Origin of the sequence: Halomonas sp. H33-56, from assembly GCF_040147035.1 — a bacterium.
Lineage (GTDB): Bacteria > Pseudomonadota > Gammaproteobacteria > Pseudomonadales > Halomonadaceae > Halomonas > Halomonas litopenaei.
Genome location: NZ_JAMSHP010000001.1, coordinates 1,956,100 through 1,978,221, shown reverse-complemented (window position 1 = coordinate 1,978,221; position 22,122 = coordinate 1,956,100). Strand labels below are relative to the sequence as shown.

Here is a 22,122-nt window from a genome sequence, read left to right as displayed (position 1 = left end):
CAAGAATGTTGGCCACGATTCGATAAGTCACTGAATTCTCAGACCACAGGGGCCGGTTTCAGGCCAAAATCGGGCTGAAAGTGTCGAACTCGGGGCCGCCACTACACGGGCACGGTGAAGGCCTATGGTCTCACCCAGGAGTTCACGACGCCGTATACACCGGAACAGAACGGACTCGTGGAGCGCTTCTTCCGATCCTTGAAGGAGGAGTGCATCTGGCAGCATCGCTTCGAGTCGCTGGGCCAAGCCAGAATCGTGATCGAGCGCTGGATCTGATACTACAACGAAGAGCGACCACATCAGTCTCTGGGCTATGTGGCACCCCGAGCACACCTCGCATTAACTGGATGAGGTGTGCAGAAACCAGGGGGCCATTACAGCTCTGCGTAGACTTGCTTCACCGCCTTCACCCACTTGTACAGACTGTGAGCCGACACACCGAGCCGTTCGGCCACATCGGCGACGGGGTAGCCGCGATCCAGCACATGCCGAACCGCCTCGTTCTTGATTTAGGGGGTATATATCTGATTGCTCATGGCACTTCCTCCTATGCTCAAATCATAGGCCAGAAGTGTCCAGAAGAAGCCGGGGAAGTCCATAGTTCCTTAACGGGGTGTTCAATGGTCTTGGGTAAGATCACTACGTCTTTTTACATAGGCAATTGTCAGAGCGGTTGTTCAAGGACCAGCGGATGCTCGGGAATATTCGCGCCTCCTACACCCCCACTGCCAAGCTAGTTTAGCAAGCGACAATTCATTTTTCTGATGAATCAATTCTTTCTCCTAAACACCCCAACCAATAGATTGAAACAAAACCGCCAAAAATCAAATTATGAACATAAACACCAGTCCAAAAAGACAAATAGGACTCAAACTGGTTAATAAAAATCCAGTAAACGAGAAAAATCAATCCAAATGCTGCTATATCACCCGATATATATCTTTTTCTCCAAGACTTATATACGACGAAAACAAACCAAGCATAAAGCGCCGATATTATCGACAAACCAAAAACACCATATGAAACTAGGACTTCCAGGGCGTAGTTATGTAGATGCCCAATATTCTCCTTTGTCCACTCGGACAACCACGGAGTATGATCAATAACAAGCCCCCTAGCGGAGCCTCCCCAACCAAAAAAAGGCTTTTCAGATATCCATGGAAATGCAGCAACCCATGTATTAATCCTGACACCTAAACTAGTATCAGGAAGTGGAAACTGAAGATCAAAAATCTTAGGTAGAATATACGAAAATTCTATAAGTATTCTCCCTCCAGCACTATAGAGGAACAACAAGGAAATCCCAATGATCAAAGAGAACATCAGAATAATTCGATTCCTCAGGGGACGGAACAAAATACTCTTAAATTCAGTAGCAAAGAAAAAAACAAAGAAAAAAGTCAAAAACCCTAACAAAAGACCTACAAACACAGCCCTTGTTTGAGTTATATATAATCCAATGAGACAATACAGAAGTCCTCCCACCCAAAATAGGCATTTGAGGGTTCTATACTTTTCTGTCGCAATAATCCTAGGAAAAAAAACGGACAACCCGATAAAACAAACACCCAACAGCATTGCCGAATGCTGCCAATTCCTTACCCCTAAATTTACCCGAACGCCCTCCAAGCCTAATAGCCACTCTGAGACACCATCACTCTGACTCCAAATTCCAACAACTGCACCCAAGAGCCCTAGAAACCAAGAAAAAATAACTTTATTTGCACTCCCTCTGAGCCACCAAGCAACTGATATAAAAATAAAAATCTTTGCCAGTCTATCTATCTGAGGATTATCAGCAACCCAATCTGGGTTTTCAATATAGTTAACGACCCAAGACAACGTTTGAGATAACAATGCTAGAAAAAGGAGAAAAACGGGAAATGAAAACCGCAAAAATTTCGAAAAATACAGAAGTGAAAACAAACCAGTTATAGCAAAAGCGGTTTCACTAAAGCTACCAACAGGAGGATAAAAAATTCGAAAAAAAGAGTACAAAAAAACAAGCAAAATGCCACACGCTAAAAAATTGCGAGGGACCTTACAATCAAAATTTCTCGTATAAAATATCATGCAACGTCCATATCTAGAACATATAGGAAATTGAAAAATAAGAGCTTGTAGGCAACCTCGCCTAGGCACGGTGGTTGCTGCGTCGCTTGGGCTGAGGGAGATGCTGCCAGAGATCGCCACCACGAGCCCTATCATCCCAGATCCAGGCGTAGATCCACTGGTGACTGACTCCTAAGCCAGATAAGGGCGCCATGAAACCGCTGATCTGCTCCGGGCTCCATTCCTCCCTCAGCCGGTCGGCGACGCCGGCGATCTGATCTTGCCCAACAAAAGTGGACACCTGTCTATGCGATCATTCGAGCTTCGAAGGCTACTGGGCTGATCATCCCAATGGCGCTGTGGCGGCGCTGCCGATTGTAGTCCAGTTCAATGTATTCGAAGACCTGCCTTTGTATCGCATCCCTGGTCCCGAAGCGCTCACCGTGGATAGCCTCGACTTTGAGACTGTGAAAGAAGCTTTCAGCACAGGCATTGTCGTAGCAATTGCCCTTGGCGCTCATGCTGCATAAGAGCTTGTGTCGCTTGATAAGCCTTTGATAATCCGTAGAACAATACTGACTTCCGCGATCTGAATGGGTGATCACCGTCTTCGGGTAACCGCGCCATGAGAGCGCCATCTCTAACGCCTCACAGACGAGATCTGCTTTCATCCGACTGCTCGTCGCCCAGCCAATAATTCGTCGAGAAAACAAATCGATAACGACGGCCAGGTATAACCAGCCTTGGTCTGTGCCCAGATATGTGATGTCGCTCACCCATTTTTGGTTCGGCCCTTTGGCGTCGAAGTCCTGATCCAAGAGGTTCGGCGCCACCGGCAAGGAGTGTTTCGAGTGGGTGGTTGCCTTGAATTTGCGCGCCGCCTTGGCGCGCAGGCCTTGCCGCCGGAGACTGGCCGCGACGGTGTTGCGACAGATCGAAACCCCATCCTCCTTCAAGTCGAGAACCAACCTGGGGGCGCCTGAACGCCCCTTGCGATGGTGGAAGGGCTCTGCCACACGCCGGTCCGTCTCGGCCTGCTGACGTCGCCGTGGAGACGCCTCATCGACACGTTTGCGCCAAGCGTAGTAACCACGACGGGCGACGCAGAGAAACGCGCACATCCGCCGGATGTGGTAGGCCTTGTGGTGTTGCTGGATGAAGGCGTACTTCACTTCAGGCTTTTTGCGAAGTACACCGCTGCCTTTTTTGCGATGGCCAGATCCTCCGCCATATCAGCCATCTGGCGCTTGAGACGGGCATTCTCGTCAGCAAGAGCCTGTTCGCGTTCCGTCACCGTTTTGCGCTGCTGGGCTTTCGTGCGCCATTGAAAGATCTGACTAGGCTGGAGGCCGAGGTCACGGGCGGCAGTGGTGACACCTACCCGTTCAGCGAGCAATAGAGCTTCCTCGCGGTAGGCATCGGTGTAGTGGGCACGTTGCTGTTTCTTCATGGGGGTAGCTGGCTTTGTCATGGGTCACGTCGTTCAGCGTAGTTCCTTAACGGGGTGTCCACTGTTGGTGGGCAAGATCATGGCTGTGAGCTGCCTTCTTCTTGGGCCACCTCTGCCACCGTGCGGCTATGCGGCGGGAGCAGCTTCTTAAGAATTGCTTCTTGGCGCTCGTCGGAGTACTTCATCCGAACCTCATCACGCCCCACATGGTTCAGAGTCTAACAGCTGCTGAGGCTCCAATCAGCTTGGCAGTGGGGGGGCTTCCACCCTCAACGAATGGGCACATGAACCGGGGGCTTTGCAGAACGCTCTGCTTTCTCGAGCGAATGCTATTCGCTATACTCGATATTACTTTCCTTTATAAATATCATAGAACAAAGTACGAATAGATCAATACCCAACCCCTGGCGGGAGTAGAGAATACTTGTAGCGAATCAGTACGCATTCTTGTCACTAAAAATCTTGAAAGCCGTTAGGATTATAATTTTAATATCTAACCAAACTGACCAGTTATCAATGTACCAAAGATCATGCTCAACCCTGGACTGCATTTTTCCCAGTGTGTCTGTTTCCCCGCGAAAACCATTAACTTGAGCCCATCCGGTGATCCCAGGCTTTACTTTATGACGCCTCATATACGATTCAACTATATCTTTATAGTATTCATTGTGAGCTAACGCATGCGGTCTCGGTCCGACAATGGACATTCTTCCTTGCACAACATTATAAAACTGAGGGAGTTCGTCCAAGGATGTTCTTCTTAAAAATCTTCCAACCGGTGTTATTCTATCATCACCTTTTTTTGCCTGTGAAACAACGCCATCACTTTCTTCATGAAACTTCATGGTTCTGAATTTATACACTTTAAACTTCTTACCATTCGCGCCGGTTCTATACTGTTTAAAAAGAGCAGGCCCAGGAGAAGATAGCTTTACAGCTATAGCTATAGCAAGACAGATGGGCAAAATTATAATCAAAGCGAACAAAGCTACAAGTAAATCTTCAGAACGCTTGACAACCCTTGCCATACCATTTAGCGGAGATACACTGAGGTCAATCGAATAATGCCCAGCAACTTCACTGACGCTATGGTTCAGAAGTTGCATACCTTGTAGATCCGGAAGAAAACGTAATTCACCAGTATGATTCCGAAGAGCGTAGGATATAGTTCTAACGACTCCTCCCAATTCAAGAGGCAGGCATATCCAAATTTCCTTGGCTCCAGAACTAATAACGCGCCTTACTATTCGGTCAACAAGATACCTATCGTTCTCATTACTAACACGCTCAACACCAGCAATAGAATACCCTTCACCAGGTGATGATCTCATACCTTTGGCAACTTTTATCAACTGATGCCCGGGGCCGATAAGAAAGACCGATCGTCTTGCTTTACCCTTTATTCTATACTTCTTCAGCATCAATTGAACAGTTGCTCTTGCACAGCAAGCCAACAACAAGGATAAAGAAAGTGTGCCAACCACCCACAAACGTGAAAATCTATCGGCAGCATGTGCAAAAAATATTATTGAAGTTGCCAAAAGTCCCACGAACACCCAAACCATAAAAAGTCTAGCCACGAGGGTTGTGATTCTAGTTACACGCCATCTAGAATAAGAACCAAACAAGCTGTTGAGTAATAGTACAAAAAGAGAGATAACAGATACGGCTAGCACGTACCGTTCATGGAGATAAAAGTCACCAAAACGTAGACGATATACAATAAAACCACTAAAGACAACAAAACCCAAATCCGCCATTGCTATTATTAGCTGTGCGGGGTATCTGTCGGATAATCCGTAACTAAACTTAGACATATAATAACGCCTTATTCTCGACCATACATGTCTTTAAGCCGAACAATATCATCTTCCCCGAGATAACTACCTGATTGAACTTCTATTATCTCAAGCGGAATAACTCCGGGATTTTCAAGTGAATGAATCTGTCCGACAGGTATGTATGTCGACTGATTCTCACTGACCAGATACGACTCTTCCCCATTTAAAACTTTAGCAGTCCCTGAAACAACAACCCAGTGCTCCGCCCTGTGGTGATGCATTTGTACGGAAAGTTTCTCTCCTGGATTGACAGTAATTCGTTTGACTTGATAACGCTCACCAACGTCTATACTGTCGTATGCCCCCCACGGTCTAAAGACTTCTCTATGAGTAACCCCTTCATTTCGTCCATCTAACGAGAGCTTATCAACAACTTCCTTTACGTCCTGCACCATATCTTTCCGTGAGACCAAGACAGCATCTTCAGTTTCAACAATTACTAGATCTTCAATTCCTATCGTAGCCACAAGTCGATGGCTAGCGTACACATAAGACCCTCTGCAACTCGTAGAACTTATAACATCTCCATGCGTAACATTCAACATTGAGTCTTTAGTCGATATATCCCATAGTGAAGACCAAGACCCCACATCACTCCAGTCCGTAGTAAACGGTACAACACATGCATTCGTTGTTCTTTCCATTACTCCGACGTCGACAGAAACGGCCGGGCATGTTTCAAATATAGACTTTTCGGGACGAATAAAATCGAGATCAGAGCTAGCATTATCAAGTGCTTTCTTACAAATTACATAGACCTCCGGCTCGAAATTTTCCAGTTCATTCAAGAAATCACTTGCTCGAAATAAAAAGATTCCACTATTCCAGTAGTAACCACTTTCTGCGAACAACTTTTCGGCTGTCTGTAAATTTGGTTTTTCAATAAACCTTAAAACTTCATACCCACCATCTCCAACCGACTTACCCCGTTCGATATAACCATATCCAGTTTCTGCACGCGTGGGATTCACACCAAATGTCACCAATTTTCCCGATGCAGCAACCTTAGCAGACTCGTTTATGAGATCAAAAAAAAGACCAGTGTCCCCTATTGCATGATCCGCAGAAAGGACCAGAAGCATTGCCTCGGGATGTTTATTAACTGCTTGGTGGGCTGCCAATGCAATGGCCGGTGCCGTATTTCTCCCCTGCGGTTCTAATAGGATATCCACAGACCTTAGGCCACAACCGCGAAGTTGCTCGGCTATTAGAAACCTGTGCTCTTCATTACCGATAACTATCGCGTTGTCACTATCAAATGGCTTTAGCCTATTAATTGTTTCTTGCAGCATGCTTTTTCTCCCGAGCAATCTTAAAAATTGCTTTGGATACATACTGCGAGAAAGCGGCCACAAGCGCGTACCGCTTCCACCGGCCAAAATAACAGGAATTATCATAGCAAGTCTCAATTTCAGTTTTGATGGAATAACATCGCTAACACCACCTTCTGTTTTACCAAAGATGATCTTACATTTATTTCCGTGAATGCAAGAGAGAAGTGTAGTGCATGCAACATCGAGTGCCCCGAAGTGTTTCCCCCGAAACAGCAATATCGGAATGCAATGTCCCAGAGATATCGAGAGAGGCAATATAATGCCTTGATCAAACTCTGCAGCTCGGAGTCCAGCATAGAATAAATAAGCGCAGCACTGGCGGTATCTAAAGCTCCTGCGTTTTCCCTCAGGACTACCTCTTCCGCTGTCCTATATCTCAATCGTTTTCGGGAGTGAACTTTCAGCGTATTGACCACCGTGCATAACTCGACACCGGTGATCCTCCCGAAACCAGTTGCCTTCGGAAAATACTGCCGCATCAGGCCATTAATGTTTTCATTGGTCACATAGTGTCCGGAACAATAGGATTCGCAAAGGTAAGTCGCCGCCGGTATCGCCTTTTGTACGGTCTGGTGATCAGCGAACTCCAAGCCATTGCCCAATGTTCTTGCGAAAAATCACGTATGGATACATATACTTCATTGTGATGGCTATTTGCCTAGGTTTTGTCCGAAAGGTCGAACTTGCTAATGTCGTGAATGCCGCAACAGCATAGGTGAACCATGCCAGGACGCTACGAGATCTCCGACAACGGCTGAACCCGCGCCGAGAACATTTTGTCGCCGCCGCAGAGAACGGGGCGTCCCCCGCCGCGAAGGCCGCCAGGTGCTGAACGGCATCTTCTGGTTCCTCAGCTCGGGTGCCAAGTGGTGAGATCTACCAGAGCGCTACGCCCCATGGCAGACCGCCTATCGCCGCGGCCGCCAGTGGCGCGATGACGGCACCTTTGATGCTATTCTGAAGCGCCTCCAACTCCCCTTGCACGGGGATGGTCTGATGGACTAGGAACCCGGATGATCGGCTCGACATCGATCCGCGGTACCCGTGCCGCTTGTGGAGGAGGCAAAAAACGGGATAGCAAGAGCCCGTAGACCATGCCTTGGCCCGCAGCCGAGGCGGCCTGACGACCACAATCCACACGGTCTGCCATCGACATGATTGGCAGCAGGCCTTCGCGCTCTCGCCCGGGCAGGACTCGGATACAGGCCACATCATCCCCGCTCTGGACACGTTCATCAGCCTGGAAGTAGGGGCAGACCGCGTAAGCGCTGTCGCCATATTGTGGCGGACATAAGGCTATGACAGCGATTCGCTTCGCAGCTACTGCAATCGGCAATGCGTGAATCCGATCATTGAGCGAAAGACGCGCCTCAGCGCCTCAAGGGGCTTTGACATGCACCATATCGAGAGCGAAACATCATCAATCGTTTTTTTTCGGCAGGGTCAAAGACCTACACCGTGTCTGCGCCCACTACGCTAAGTTGGCCAGCAGTTTCAAAGCAATGGTAAACCCGGCCTGTATCGATAACTGCTTACGCGCCGACCTTTCAGATAAAACCTAGGAGACAAGAGTATGCATAACACGTAGGTAACCAGGTCGAAGAGAGGTGTATCAAGGCGCAACTTCGATCGTCGTTGTGCTCAATGCCACGTCAGCGTGGATTCAAAACCCACTAAACTGTCGCCATGGCCCGCTGGTGTGGGAACCACATGCTGAGCCAGTTCTCGAGAAATCGTGCTCGCAACTTTCATTAGGTACTTGGCGATGCAACGTATCGAGTGACCCCTACGCATCATCATGATGGTGGCACATTCTTCAGCAGTACGGTGTTAGTAGCAATGAGTCATAGCGATAGCGTACCCGATCGATTTGGTGCTACACCTGCTCATTGACACTGTCAACCTCGCCACACCCCATATCGTTCCGAGTGTGCCAGCAACTAGCTCCCACCAACTTGACAGTGTGGACACTGCAACGATCACAGCTCCAATTCACGAACCAAAGAAGTGAAATTCAAAGCCATTTCGCCGCACTTTAAGAACGTAGACAATTTGAGTTATCCAAATACCAGGAATAAGTGTCTCTCAGTCCCTCAAGTAAGGAAATCTTTGCTTTCCACCCCATCTCATTTATAGTCGAGACATCAAGTAGTTTTCTAGGTGTTCCATCGGGTTTACTAGTATCGTACACGATATCCCCAGTAAATCCTGTGACGTGCTTAATCATTTCAGCGACATCATGTATAGAGCTATCAACCCCTGAGCCGACATTAATATGGGATTGCATTGGCGACACCCTCGACCAGTACTCTGATTTTGGCAAATTCATTATATGAACACAAGCTTCAGCCATATCGTCGACGTGCAAGAATTCGCGTTTTGGTCTACCACTCCCCCATACAACAACTTCATTAGCACCGTTAAGCTTTGCCTCATGGAAGCGGCGAAGCAAGCCTGGAATGACATGAGAATTATCTGGATGGAAATTGTCGTTTCTTCCAAAAAGATTTGTTGGCATTACACTTCGATAATCACAAGAATACTGTCTATTATAACTTTCACACAACTTAATTCCAGCTATCTTTGCTATAGCATAAGGTTCATTAGTCGGCTCAAGCCCTCCTGACAACAAATATTCTTCCCTAATTGGTTGCTTTGCACTTCTCGGATAAATGCAAGATGACCCAAGGAACAAAAGTCTGTCTACACCATGTCGGTATGCAGCTTCGACTACATTCATCTCGATTAATAAATTCTGGTGAATAAAGTCTGCGGGATACTTATTGTTAGCATTAATACCACCGACTTTTGCTGCTGCCAAGTAGACTTGTTCAATCGAATTATTCGAAAAAAATTGATCTACAGAACTTCTATTGCTAAGATCCAGCTCATCACGATTAGCGGTTAATATCTCAACTCTGTCTTCAAATGCTAGTCTACGTAAAATTGCAGAGCCAACCATGCCGTTGTGGCCACAAATCAACACTCTTCGTTTTCCACTCATCTTTAGCTTTATCCTTCTATAGCGACCGGAATTTCAAAACCGTGCTTCTTCAGTAGCGCATGCCGTTTTGCAATTTTAATGTCCTCGGAAATCATTTCAGAACACATTTCTTGAACTGATATCTCCGGTTCCCAACCAAGTTCTTTTTTAGCTTTGGCAGGGTCGCCCAAGAGCGTTTCGACTTCAGCAGGTCTAAAATATCGAGGATCTACTCGAATAACGATATCGCCAACTTTAATACCTGGACAATTATTGCCGATTATAGCCTTTACCCTAGCCACCTCATTAATGCCATCTCCCTCAAAATCAAGCTCAAGTCCTAATTCAGAAGCACTCATAACAACAAAATCCCTTACAGATATCTGCTTTCCGGTCGCGATAACAAAATCATCAGGCATATCCTGTTGGAGCATCAGCCATTGCATTCTTACATAATCCCGTGCATGCCCCCAGTCACGCAACGCGTCCATGTTACCTAAATACAGACAATCTTCTAAGCCTTGAGCAATATTGGAAAGCCCTCTAGTAATCTTCCTTGTGACAAAGGTCTCACCTCGTCTTGGAGATTCATGATTGAAGAGAATACCATTACATGCATACATGCCATAGGACTCTCTATAATTTACAGTAATCCAGTAGGCGTATAGTTTTGCAGCTGCGTAAGGTGAACGCGGATAAAAAGGTGTCGTTTCCCGCTGCGGGATCTCTTGGACTTCTCCGAATAGCTCAGATGTCGATGCTTGGTAAAATCTAGTTTTTTTCTCTAGGCCTAACAATCGTATAGCTTCAAGGATCCTAAGAGTGCCCAATGCATCAACGTCAGCCGTATATTCAGGCGACTCAAAACTTACAGCGACATGAGATTGTGCGGCTAAATTATAAACTTCATCAGGCTGCACTTGCTGTAAAATTCTAGTAAGGTTGGAGGTGTCTGACAAATCACCAAAGTGCAGGATGAAGTTGCTATTTTCAACGTGTGGATCTTGATAAATATGATCAATTCGTTGAGTATTGAACAAAGACGCTCGTCTTTTTATACCGTGAACTTCATACCCTTTCTCAAGCAAAAACTCGGCCAAATAGGAACCATCTTGACCTGTCACACCAGTAATTAATGCAGTCTTCTTTTTCATTTCTTCTTCCAACCAAGAACTATTGAGGAAAAAATTTCCTTAAGTGCATACATAACAAACAGGGTGTTAGTGAAAAAATATCGACGCCACAACCTTCTTGGTTCAGATATCAACCGATGTAGCCACTCCAGACCATTATTTTGCATCCACATCGGCGCCCTTTTTATAACGCCAGCATGGTAATCGAATGCGGCACCAACTCCTATCATAACAGCACTAATTTCACCTCGATGTTCATACATCCATTTCTCTTGCTTCGGGCATCCTAAGCCAACCCATACAGTATTTGCGCCAGACTCATTAATCTTACGAACAATCTCTTGCTTCTCATGATTGCTAAGTTTTCTAAATGGTGGCGAATGAGTACCCGCGATCTTTAAGAACGGAAATTTTTCGCGTATTTTCTGCTCTAACAGGCAAAGTGTAGCCGGCATGCCACCATAGAGAAAGACAGATTGCCCCGATTTATTTGCCTGGTCAAAGTATTTTATCATTAGATCTGGCCCGTTAATCCGCTCCTGCCGCTTCTTATTACCTCGCGACATCATCCATGCCACGGGGGCACCATCAGGAGTCGCCATGTCTGCTTCATCAATGACAGTGTTAAATTCTAAATCCCTCTTGGCTGTTACAATTGAATGTGCATTACATATGCAAACGTATTTACTCTCATTTTTTTCTGCCCATTGAGAAATTATTGAGATAGCATCATTCCAAGACAATTCATCAATTGGAATCCCAGTTACGTGAGCTATTTTTCTATTCTCTCGTGGATATATTTTCATCTCTTTGATATCTGTATAGCGCTACGATAAACTTCAAGCAGAGTTTCATAGTTTGACTCTTCTGTATATTTACTTTCAAACTCCAACCGAGCATTCTCCCCCATATGCTTTAATAAACCGTCATCTTCCCAACATTTTGCCACCATTTTATGGATTGAAGTGGGATTTGACGGTTCAAATACAATTCCACTCGTTCCGTGACTGACTATTGATGGAAGTGGACCTATGTTAGAAACTGCTGAAGGCGTACCGAAGGCAAATGCCTCTCTTACAACCATAGGAAATCCCTCAAACCATTCCGAAGGTAGAATCTGCAATTTTGCGTTTGAAATCAGTTCGACGGTATCACTTTGTGAAAGCCTTCCGTAAAATTCTATATTTAGTCCGTCTGCGTAATTTCTTACCTTGTCATTGAGTGGCCCATCACCAACAACCTTAAGTAATGGTGCTTTTTTTCCCCAAATTTTCCATGCATCTATCAGTGAAATTATACCTTTTTCTCGTGACAATCGTCCTGCAAAAACAACGCACGGTTCTCTATCTCCCCAAGGGATAACTTTTGGACGTCCGCTATAAAAATTTGGCTTGACAAAAACCTTCTCTCTTGGAAGTCCTGCATCAATCATAACAGACTTCTGGAATTCCGATAAGACAATGAAGGCATCAACCTTGTTTTTCCATGTCTTTGCGAAACGATGTAACGCTATATTTGCTGCGAGCGGCACTGTGGACAGCCTACTTCCTCTGTAGCAACCATGCTTGAGTGCAGGAATTGACGTTCTTTTCTCAAGACACTCTACACATACTCGTCCATCTCTCATCGGTATCGCCGCAGAACAAAAAAGTCTATAATTATGTAAAGTAAGCACCTTCGCAGCACGATCGCCGACTCCATAAAAGATGGACGGCGAAATCAAAGGGAAAGTATTGTGTACATGAACAACTTCAGCAGAAGTTTCAGCAATTCTTCTTCTTATTTCTCCGGTAGTAGAAATGTTCCACGGAGTACAAATGGCTCCTCTTATTTTTCCAGACAAGTGTTTTTCATTCAAATCATCACTGTGCCTAGAAAACATATTAACGACATTACCATTTTTTTCTAATAGTTTTTTCTCCGACCACACCACTTCATTTTCGCCAGAGGGCTGCTTTGAAGAATAGAAATTATGGGCCAATATTATATTCATATAAGTAAATTCACTTTAACCTTGAAAATATATTGTTCCGGGTGGACAGCCATTGTGTAATTACGAGTTCATACTTAATAAAACATCTATTCTTAAAGGCATTTTCATCAAGAATGCTAATAAAGAACAAAGATTCGACACTGATCTTACCCAGCACTGGTGGACACCGGTATAAGCGATCATTCGAGCCTCGAAGGCCTCTGGGCTGATCATCCCGATTGCGCTGTGCCGGCGTTGCCGGTTGTAGTCCAACTCAATGTACTCGAACACCTGCCGTTGCATGGTTTCTCGAGTCGTGAGTCGCTCGCCGTGAATGGCCTCGACCTTGAGACTGTCAAAGAAGCTCTCGGCGCAGGCATTGTCGTAACAGTTGCCCTTGGCACTCATGCTGCACCGGAGGTCGTGCCGGGTCAGCAACGACTGGTACAGGGACGAACAATACTGGCTACCACGGTCGCTATGCACGATGGCGCCCTTGGGCATCTTGCGGCTCCACAGCGCCATCTGAAGCACGTCACCGACCAGGTCACCGGTCATGCGCTCGCTCATCGCCCAGCCGATCACCTTGCGTGAATACAGGTCTGATCTTGCCCAACAAAAGTGGACACCTGTCTATGCGATCATTCGAGCTTCGAAGGCTACTGGGCTGATCATCCCAATGGCGCTGTGGCGGCGCTGCCGATTGTAGTCCAGTTCAATGTATTCGAAGACCTGCCTTTGTATCGCATCCCTGGTCCCGAAGCGCTCACCGTGGATAGCCTCGACTTTGAGACTGTGAAAGAAGCTTTCAGCACAGGCATTGTCGTAGCAATTGCCCTTGGCGCTCATGCTGCATAAGAGCTTGTGTCGCTTGATAAGCCTTTGATAATCCGTAGAACAATACTGACTTCCGCGATCTGAATGGGTGATCACCGTCTTCGGGTAACCGCGCCATGAGAGCGCCATCTCTAACGCCTCACAGACGAGATCTGCTTTCATCCGACTGCTCGTCGCCCAGCCAATAATTCGTCGAGAAAACAAATCGATAACGACGGCCAGGTATAACCAGCCTTGGTCTGTGCCCAGATATGTGATGTCGCTCACCCATTTTTGGTTCGGCCCTTTGGCGTCGAAGTCCTGATCCAAGAGGTTCGGCGCCACCGGCAAGGAGTGTTTCGAGTGGGTGGTTGCCTTGAATTTGCGCGCCGCCTTGGCGCGCAGGCCTTGCCGCCGGAGACTGGCCGCGACGGTGTTGCGACAGATCGAAACCCCATCCTCCTTCAAGTCGAGAACCAACCTGGGGGCGCCTGAACGCCCCTTGCGATGGTGGAAGGCCTCTGCCACACGCCGGTCCGTCTCGGCCTGCTGACGTCGCCGTGGAGACGCCTCATCGACACGTTTGCGCCAAGCGTAGTAGCCACGACGGGCGACGCAGAGAAACGCGCACATCCGCCGGATGTGGTAGGCCTTGTGGTGTTGCTGGATGAAGGCGTACTTCACTTCAGGCTTTTTGCGAAGTACACCGCTGCCTTTTTTGCGATGGCCAGATCCTCCGCCATATCAGCCATCTGGCGCTTGAGACGGGCATTCTCGTCAGCAAGAGCCTGTTCGCGTTCCGTCACCGTTTTGCGCTGCTGGGCTTTCGTGCGCCATTGATAGATCTGACTAGGCTGGAGGCCGAGGTCACGGGCGGCAGTGGTGACACCTACCCGTTCAGCGAGCAATAGAGCTTCCTCGCGGTAGGCATCGGTGTAGTGGGCACGTTGCTGTTTCTTCATGGGGGTAGCTGGCTTTGTCATGGGTCACGTCGTTCAGCGTAGTTCCTTAACGGGGTGTCCACTGTTGGTGGGCAAGATCACTTTGGACACGGTAGTACAACGTCCGCCGGAGAAGCCCCTGCCATTGACACACGTTGACGAGCGAACCCCATGGCCGTGGCAGGCCATTTCCTACTGCAGGGCCCCTACGAATTCTTGTCCTCGCCGAGCAAGCGGCCAAACTTTTTTAAGAGTATAAATCTTCAGATTGGCCTCATCGACCTAACTTTCGATTTCGGAGACGGTGAGATCGTATTGGCGCGCCACTTCAGCAGCTATGATCTTGCCCATGGAGATATCCGTGAACACGGTGGCCTTGCGCTTCGTGGTGCATCGCTTGATGGGGCTTTCGTCGCCCGTTCTGCCCTCCCAATGGCTGCACTATAGCATGTGCAGCTCGTGAGGGTGGTACTTCACCTTGACACTTATCATCGGAATTCAGGGGTTACGTATTAAAATCATCAAACCATAGCATTTGCTGCTTCTAGCAACTTACTACTTTCTAGGTTATCTATCCTGAAAATACCATCCAGATTTTCACTGTGCGCCCGCATAACGTCAGTAACCTTCCCATCCTTACCAACTTGGTAGTCCAATGAAATAACATTATTCTTGTTTATGCTAAGTGCAAAAATACAAGCATGGAACCTCATAGCTACTACCAAATCCTGCTTCCTCAAAAACTCCATAGCTTCATCAACACCCGGCTCTTCGTGCCAAATATTAAGTTTCATACCAAGATGCCCCATTTCATCTCTCAAATCATAGGCGACATCAAAGTCGGACATCCCATATTGGTCGGCATTCATTGGAAAGAACGAAAAATTAACATTACCGTTATTCTCATCGTAAAACATTTTAAGAAATTGTGAAAGTTCCACAATATATTCTTTCTGTAGCTCCTCTAAGTTTTTAGAAGGAGAAAATGAATACTTCGCCCAAAGAGGCCTGAGATTTATTGCAACACTAATCATACTATCTTTTACAACAATTTTATTTTCATCCGATTTTGTGCTCACAAGTGATTTTCTGCGGTATTCTAGGTAGTCGAAGGCCGGATCCGATTTCAATATATAAGGTTGGTTATTATTTTTACAAAAATCTGCAGATGCCTCTGTTCTAACCACCACAGAGTCACACAAACCCAGCATTTTCTTGACAATATGGCTTGAGAGTTTTGTTTTTAGAGGCCCAATACCCACGCCTTCAAGAGTGCAAAACAGTCCTCTTCTCTTCTTAGCCACGTAAAGAGTTGAAAAATGCTTTAGAAGATGAAGCGGAAGCTCCATCAAAGGACCTCCACCATAAACGACCATATCTACAGAACGAAGAAATCTCCATCTTTCACTTTCATTGATTACTTCAATATCAACCGGAAGTGAAAGCTTTCCTACCCATACCTTTGTCCTATCAGGTCTGAAGCTCGAAACATAGACCCTTTTTATCCCCGGATTCTTCTCGATCGTCCGCAGAATAACTCCGCCCAAAATTGCGGCATCCCCAACGTGTTCACCTCCGTATGCTCCAACGACAAGAACTGAAGAAACATATGAAGATGAACTTTTGACTATGGTGCTGGCACGTACTTTATTTATTATCTTTGAACTAACCGAGTGATAAAGGACTGTGTAGATAAGAAAAATTGAAGAAAACATCTTCTTAACAACATCTAGAATATTTACAATTTTTCCATGTGACTTAAGCTTAAACAAAATTAGTGTTAGGGGATCCCAAGCTCCACTCTGATCGTGAATACAGGAAGTGCACTTTTCAGCGTTAAATATTTTCCTCTTATTTATCACATTGCTTTTTTCTAATTCGAGGGAACTATCAGAATACCTAACATTGGCTAACATCTCATCTGAAACACTGCAAGCGTATGCTTCTCCAAGAGATGTTATGAGCACCCCCTCTCTTTGGAAAGCACAAGGCATTGGCCGTTTGCCGCCGTTTACTAACCATTTCGACATTGCTTCATAGTATAACTTTCTGGACAAAGATCTAGTTTGTTTGTTCAACTCATAGGAACGGAAAAAGTCTGACAAATAACTTCTTTGTTCGAAATCAAGAAAAACTTCTGGTATGACATCCTTATTATACAATCGATTTATCTCTGTCGCACATCTAAATACAATTTCAACTCGCTTATCTCTAGCATACCGAAGAGTTTCAGTTACATTATAAATGTTATCTTTACTTACTGTACATTGCAGTTGAAGACGCACCCCTTTTTCTTGAAGCACACCAATTGTAGACTCAACCTTCGAAAAAACCCCAGGGACACCTCTAATAGCATCGTGTGTTTTCTGAACACCATCTAAAGATATATTAACTGAAAAATCAACCCCTCTCTTTTTACATTCCGCATCTATTAGTCTTCCTAAACGCCTCCATTTGCTTGTATGGAATCCATGTGAAGTAATAGAGAGTGTTTTTAGCTTGGGCAAAGCTTCAAGAATGCTAACGACGCATTTTGCTAAGTCTGAACGTAATGTGGGCTCTCCTCCTGAGATACCCAAGTGCTCAACTCTTTCATAGTATTCATTGCTAAGAATTTTAAATATCTCTTCGGGTGACAACTCTCCTTTTACCGAATCTTTCCAAACATTGCACATCACACACCGTGAATTGCAATTATCAGTAATTGGAAAGTTGATCACTACTGGTCTGCCAATTTTTTTCCCATGCCTTTCCGGCTTTGTTATCCACTCAAAAATATATTTGATGATTTTCTTCATTTGGAACTAAACCTTATTTGTTAAAACAAATGTCATCCAGAAGATTCCACACAGCGGCCCATATACATTGCCAAACGGTACCGTAGTCATTGAAAGCGCAAACACAACAACATAATATGTGCTAACTGCTCCTCCACCATTCTTTAACAGAACAATACGTCCAAAGTGTAACAGAAGGTTTTTTAAAATATATAACAGCAGTATCAGTCCAAAAACGCCGCCCAATGCCATTAGAATCTCAAGCACACCATTATGTGTGTGCGGAGGCAACCAGAAACGTTGAGGGAAATTTTCAGCGTAGTAGTCTTCGACCCCTACTACGTAACCTACGCCAGTCAGTGGATTTTCTATTAGCGCATGAAGCGCAGTACTGAATACAACAGTACGGTTATTTAATGTAAATATCTCTCTAATTGGGTCTTCGCCTTTACCTACTACTTCAATCAACTCCATAATGTTTAGCATAAGATAGATAAGCGCACAGAAACCTACTATTATTGCGGCTAGAAAGAGAATTGTTTTTTCAAAGAGTAAGAACCTTTTCTTCATATATATATGTGTGTGTATAAGAATCAACAAGAAAAGCAAAGCAAGTGATGTTCGGCTGCCGGTAAAGATTAATGCAGACACAAAAGCTATGGCTGACATGATGTAGAATACTGATTTTATCGTATTGTTTCTTTCGGTTTTTGAAAGACTTAACGCGCTCACGAAACCGAAAGACATAAATGCACCCAACATATTCGGGCTATATACATATCCCCCAAGACGCGTTCTTCCTTGTGTCTCTTTTACCCACACCATATCTTGATCTAATATTAAATATAAAAACACGACTATCAAGGACGTTGCAGCTATAAAATAAACTGCTTTATGCAATAAAATCTCCACAGGCACATTATATTCTACTGATTTATTTACTACAAAAACTATAACCGCAAGAGGTACGATAATTTCCGCAACACGATACCAAGCAACAACCGATTGAGGGGTGTTTAATCCAACCGAAAGTATCAGAAGGAAAGACACAAGTAGCCACTGCCGATGGCTTTTAGTAAAAACCGCACGACTTCCCAACTTAATTAATGCTATGAACACTACAGTTGTTGAGAAGAACCATAGTAGTCTGACAATCTTATTGGCACTCAAAAGCGGCATATCTGTCAAACCAGTCTTGTCAACAACCTCTACTCCAAAAACCGGAAACAATGCAATCGCCAACAGAAAGTAGTACTTTTTCATTTTAGACCTTTGTTAACGATTTTTTCCCAACAAACTGGCGTAGCGCTATTGTTACAACAACATAAGATACACAAATATAAAAAACAACAATATTTACCGAAAGGATGTCGGAGAAGACGTAAAACAATACGAAAATCGGCACGCACATCAAATACGCTTTTCCAATTGCCGTTTGGTCTCTATCAATCTTAGCTCTCGCTAAACTTCTATTTAAACAAAAAACAACCATTGCCACTAGGGCTAATGCAACACTAATGGCCTGGGAATATTCATCAGAACCTCTATACAGAAACTTATATACAACCTCACCGCCTAACATTGCCATTACCGCATAAAATAAATTAACTACAAAACCTATGTTGAACAGCATCTTAGTATGGCTGGTTTCTGACACCGTCAGCCTTGATAAATAGTAAACTGCAAACACTGAATTAAACTGGAATATTGGAATAAATAGATTAAGGTACTTCCTCGACTCTGAGATAACCTCTTCATTTGAACAAAGTGCCGCAATTATATATATTCCATTCATTGGCAACCAATATAAAAACGACAGCAGTACATTTTTAAGTACTAAGTACCTTTCTTCCTTCAGTACTACAATGCAGTAAGTGGAATTTACACAGGCTCTTTTCATTTTTGTAAACGCAATAAACGTAAATATGCCAAAAACTAAACTTAAGAATATTGCAAGAAGAATACTATTTTTCCCGTCCGGCAAGACGAGTAACATCAACATTAATGATGAAAAATATACACAGGAAGAAATGACAGACATACCCTGCATTTCTGATACATTTGAACTTTTCCTTAACGAAAAGAACACTCCAGTTAATATAATAATCCCAACGGAGGTAAACATCTCTGATAGCGGCGGCATGTCAAGTGCGAAAAACAAGACCTGGCACGCCACTACAATTACAGTCATTCGGAAGATTAAACTTCCCGACGATGCTACAAAGGTCTTTCCCTGAGCGCGTTCAAAAACCATAGCTGTCTCAACGAAACACGCGCCACAAATGCCTGCGGAAACAATTGCGATCGAAAGAATGAACAGTATTTGTCCTGAAAGTTGGCTTGGAAAATTATTAATAATGTAAATTGATAATAATAAATTTCCTACAGAATATATCGCTTGCTCCGTCATTGCGTAGAAAAGTTTTTTATACCTGCTTATCAATAGTTTAACCACGTAAGTTTTACCTTTTCTTCATTTTTTCTCGCCATATATTGATTCAGACCTCTAGAAGAAATCATGAATTTGAGTTTTTTGCTTGATATTTTGGATGCGGGTCTAAGCAATAATCCCAGCTTCGATGGCTGCTGCACCATAACATTCAGTAGACCTGGGGACTGCCAGTTATAGCTCAGTTTTAGATATTCCAAGAGATTTCAAATCTAGTAGTGTTCACCCTAAATACATTCGACTACGATATTATCAAACGAAACTTTTAACACATACCCTGATTAAAGCGAATGAAAATAACGGCCAGTCATAGACAAAGTTCAATCCATCAGCAATAGGTCTTCTATATCTGCCACCGGGGCGTCCACTGAGACGCATCTCCTGACGGCGGATACAGTTCCTGAGTGCTAGACCGTCAATGCGTTGATGCCGGTGCCACATGGTGGCGTTACCATCAGTTCGCTCATCATTTCATTGGGGCACTTGAAAAAGAAGGGCTTTCGCGGGCGCATGTTCAACTCAAGCGCGATTTTATCTAGTTCTTTCTGGCTAGAGACCGATAGGTCCATTCCCTTGGGAAGATATTGCCGTATGAGTCCATTGATATTTTCGTTGGCACCTCTATGTCACGGACTATGCGGGTCACAGAAGTAGATGGCAACATAGGTATTCTGGGCATGCTACGTCATCTCGCATCCCCCCCATACGTCATGGTCTTCCGTACAGCCAATAGCATTCGCTTCAGCGCAGTGCTAAAGCCTTACACGGCAGTGGTGGCGGTCACATCGTACATCTACACCAGAATCAGGTAACAGCTTTTCAATCTACGAGGGTGCCGGCGGCCGATGCATTGCCCTTGGCTGTGATCAGGGCGCCTTCTCAGTGCACGTGGGATTAACGTCTCTCAACCTAGGGAGATGCCTGTCAAGCTTGTTGGAACACGGGATCATGCGGCTTCTAACCGCTGATTCTGCATGAAGATTGGATATTCCTGATCGGGATTCAGCCAGGCCGTCCGACGTGGCGTCCAGTTGCGGGTAGCGCTGCTCCACCGTCTGGGATGTTGCCGTTTCGCCTCGGCATAGATGGCATCCCGCCTTGCCAGAAACTCGTCATCCTGGCTGGCATGCCGCTCCTCTGGGGTGACGAAGCAGATGGCGCTGTGGCGGTGCTCGTGTTTGTACCAGCGCAAGAAGCCAGTGACCCACTGCTGCGCCGCTGCCAGGCTCTCGTAGCCTTCCGACGGATAGTCAGGCCGGTACTTGCATGTCCTGAACGGCGACTTCGAGAAGGCGTTGTCATTAGAGACTCGGGGGCCGCTGTCCGACGGGGTGGTGTTCAGTCGCTGCAGTGTCGCCTGAAGCGTCGACCCTTTCATGGCGGAGCCATTATCAGCATGCAAAACCAATGGTTTGTTGATGCAGCCTTCGCGCAACACGGCGCGCTGGATGACCTCGCTGCTGTTGCCCACGGACTCCTGGTCGAAGACCTCGGCATCAACGATCTCGCGGCTGTATATGTAGACGATCATGTAGAGGTAGTAGAACTGCCCACGCACCCGGGTCGGTAAGTACGTCACGTCCCAACTCCAACAGGCATTGGGCGAGTCACGCGGTATCGCTGAGGATCCCCCTTGGGGCGTGGGGTACGAGCGCGGCCACGCTGGTGCTGCTCACCGCGCTCCCGGAGGATACGGTAGTAGCTGACCTCTGACGCCACGTATAGCCCTTCCTCGTCCAGCAGCCGCGGCACGATCTGCCCGGGCGGCAGGCTGGCGAACTCGGGACGATGACAAATCTCCAGCACTTGCTGACGCTCTTCAGGTGACAGGGCGTCCTGGCGATCTGAAGTGCTGATCATTCGTCCCCCCACCAGATCGCTCGCCCCTTTTTTCGTAGCGCCAAGAGGGCTGCGGATTCCGCGAGAGCGGCCTCCTTGCGGCGCAGCTCACGCTTGAGATCCTTGTTTTCCTGGCGGTCCGCCTTGCGGGCTTCATTCTCCTGCTTGGAGGCGACTTCACTCCGGTCGTTGGCGTCTTCGCAGCTCGCCCGCCAGCGCTGAATCTGTTCAGGATAGAGGCCGCGCTGCCGGCAGTACTCGGCACGCTCGGCCTCACTGAGGGCCGCCGTCTCCAGCACGGCGTGGAACTTCTCCTGCGAACTCCAGCCCTCGGGATCATCGCTCTGATCAGGTAGCAAACGGGCCGCTTGGCGAGCCTTCTTACGCCAGTTGTATAGCGTGGCTGTGAGCTGCCTTCTTCTTGGGCCACCTCTGCCACCGTGCGGCTATGCGGCGGGAGCAGCTTCTTAAGAATTGCTTCTTGGCGCTCGTCGGAGTACTTCATCCGAACCTCATCACGCCCCACATGGTTCAG

Annotated in this window: 14 protein-coding genes and 6 pseudogenes; 2 read left to right on the top strand and 18 right to left on the bottom strand. The window is 46.1% G+C overall.

Features of this window, described 5'->3' with window-relative positions; all coding sequences use genetic code 11:
• Window positions 1–114 precede the first annotated feature (114 nt).
• The gene (locus tag NFH98_RS08570) at window positions 115–276 is read left to right on the top strand and encodes an integrase core domain-containing protein (RefSeq protein ID WP_349622529.1); all 162 of its coding nucleotides are present in this window, start codon (window positions 115–117) and stop codon (window positions 274–276) included.
• A gap of 119 nt (window positions 277–395) precedes the next feature.
• On the opposite strand, the pseudogene NFH98_RS08565 reads toward NFH98_RS08570, so the two are convergent.
• The 6 genes and pseudogenes from NFH98_RS08565 to NFH98_RS08545 all read right to left on the bottom strand — a co-directional run.
• Window positions 396–509, bottom strand: a pseudogene (locus NFH98_RS08565) (transposase); the annotation flags it as partial.
• A gap of 244 nt (window positions 510–753) precedes the next feature.
• Complete coding sequence (locus NFH98_RS08560; RefSeq protein ID WP_349622528.1) at window positions 754–2,073, bottom strand: O-antigen ligase family protein; 1,320 nt, start codon at window positions 2,071–2,073, stop codon at window positions 754–756.
• Between the two features lie 64 nt (window positions 2,074–2,137).
• A pseudogene (locus tag NFH98_RS20995) lies at window positions 2,138–2,326 on the bottom strand (IS30 family transposase); the annotation flags it as partial.
• Window positions 2,327–2,357: 31 nt separating this feature from the next.
• A protein-coding gene (locus NFH98_RS08555) for an IS3 family transposase (protein WP_349622527.1) occupies window positions 2,358–3,523 on the bottom strand; the annotation gives its coding sequence in 2 pieces (ribosomal slippage) (window positions 2,358–3,262 and window positions 3,262–3,523; 1,167 coding nt in all).
• Window positions 3,524–3,936: 413 nt separating this feature from the next.
• Window positions 3,937–5,319 (bottom strand): undecaprenyl-phosphate glucose phosphotransferase, encoded by a 1,383-nt coding sequence (locus tag NFH98_RS08550; protein ID WP_349622526.1) that lies wholly within the window; start codon window positions 5,317–5,319, stop codon window positions 3,937–3,939.
• An 11-nt stretch (window positions 5,320–5,330) separates the two neighbouring features.
• Window positions 5,331–6,740 carry a mannose-1-phosphate guanylyltransferase/mannose-6-phosphate isomerase gene (locus tag NFH98_RS08545; protein ID WP_349622525.1) on the bottom strand — a complete coding sequence of 470 codons (1,410 nt, stop codon included), beginning with the start codon at window positions 6,738–6,740 and terminating at the stop codon, window positions 5,331–5,333.
• Between the two features lie 710 nt (window positions 6,741–7,450).
• Here NFH98_RS08545 and NFH98_RS08540 point away from each other — a divergent pair.
• A pseudogene (locus NFH98_RS08540) lies at window positions 7,451–8,239 on the top strand (IS5 family transposase).
• Between the two features lie 79 nt (window positions 8,240–8,318).
• Here the strand turns inward: NFH98_RS08540 and NFH98_RS20990 are convergent.
• The 12 genes and pseudogenes from NFH98_RS20990 to NFH98_RS08485 form a co-directional block, all read right to left on the bottom strand.
• A complete protein-coding gene (locus tag NFH98_RS20990; protein WP_502878760.1) occupies window positions 8,319–8,471 on the bottom strand; it encodes a helix-turn-helix domain-containing protein in 153 nt (50 codons plus the stop codon).
• A gap of 241 nt (window positions 8,472–8,712) precedes the next feature.
• Window positions 8,713–9,681: a GDP-L-fucose synthase gene (fcl, locus tag NFH98_RS08535; RefSeq protein WP_349622524.1), complete on the bottom strand. Its 969-nt coding sequence runs from the start codon at window positions 9,679–9,681 to the stop codon at window positions 8,713–8,715.
• Window positions 9,682–9,689: 8 nt separating this feature from the next.
• Window positions 9,690–10,814 (bottom strand): GDP-mannose 4,6-dehydratase, encoded by a 1,125-nt coding sequence (gene gmd / locus NFH98_RS08530; protein WP_349622523.1) that lies wholly within the window; start codon window positions 10,812–10,814, stop codon window positions 9,690–9,692.
• Window positions 10,811–11,599 carry a WecB/TagA/CpsF family glycosyltransferase gene (locus tag NFH98_RS08525; protein ID WP_349622522.1) on the bottom strand — a complete coding sequence of 263 codons (789 nt, stop codon included), beginning with the start codon at window positions 11,597–11,599 and terminating at the stop codon, window positions 10,811–10,813. The genes gmd and NFH98_RS08525 overlap by 4 nt, the downstream gene beginning before the upstream one ends.
• Window positions 11,596–12,786, bottom strand: a complete 1,191-nt coding sequence (locus NFH98_RS08520; protein ID WP_349622521.1) for a glycosyltransferase family 4 protein — start codon at window positions 12,784–12,786, stop codon at window positions 11,596–11,598. Before NFH98_RS08520 ends, NFH98_RS08525 begins: the two co-directional genes overlap by 4 nt.
• A 174-nt stretch (window positions 12,787–12,960) precedes the next feature.
• Window positions 12,961–13,368: pseudogene (locus tag NFH98_RS08515) on the bottom strand (IS3 family transposase); the annotation flags it as partial.
• A gap of 30 nt (window positions 13,369–13,398) precedes the next feature.
• Window positions 13,399–14,564, bottom strand: a protein-coding gene (locus tag NFH98_RS08510) for an IS3 family transposase (RefSeq protein WP_349622520.1) whose coding sequence is annotated in 2 segments (ribosomal slippage) — window positions 13,399–14,303 and window positions 14,303–14,564 — 1,167 coding nt in all. Because the reading frame shifts where the segments join, the coding sequence is not laid out codon by codon here.
• A 479-nt stretch (window positions 14,565–15,043) separates the two neighbouring features.
• Entirely contained in the window at window positions 15,044–17,320 is a 2,277-nt protein-coding gene (locus NFH98_RS08505) for a polysaccharide pyruvyl transferase family protein (RefSeq protein ID WP_349622519.1), read from the bottom strand.
• 6 nt (window positions 17,321–17,326) lie between these two features.
• Window positions 17,327–18,562, bottom strand: coding sequence for an O-antigen ligase family protein (locus tag NFH98_RS08500; protein ID WP_349622518.1), 1,236 nt, complete (start codon window positions 18,560–18,562; stop codon window positions 17,327–17,329).
• Between the two features lies 1 nt (window position 18,563).
• Window positions 18,564–19,754 carry a hypothetical protein gene (locus NFH98_RS08495; protein WP_349622517.1) on the bottom strand — a complete coding sequence of 397 codons (1,191 nt, stop codon included), beginning with the start codon at window positions 19,752–19,754 and terminating at the stop codon, window positions 18,564–18,566.
• Window positions 19,755–20,163: 409 nt separating this feature from the next.
• A pseudogene (locus tag NFH98_RS08490) lies at window positions 20,164–20,627 on the bottom strand (IS30 family transposase); the annotation flags it as partial.
• A 67-nt stretch (window positions 20,628–20,694) separates the two neighbouring features.
• Window positions 20,695–22,092, bottom strand: a pseudogene (locus NFH98_RS08485) (DDE-type integrase/transposase/recombinase).
• Between the last annotated feature and the right edge of the window lie 30 nt (window positions 22,093–22,122).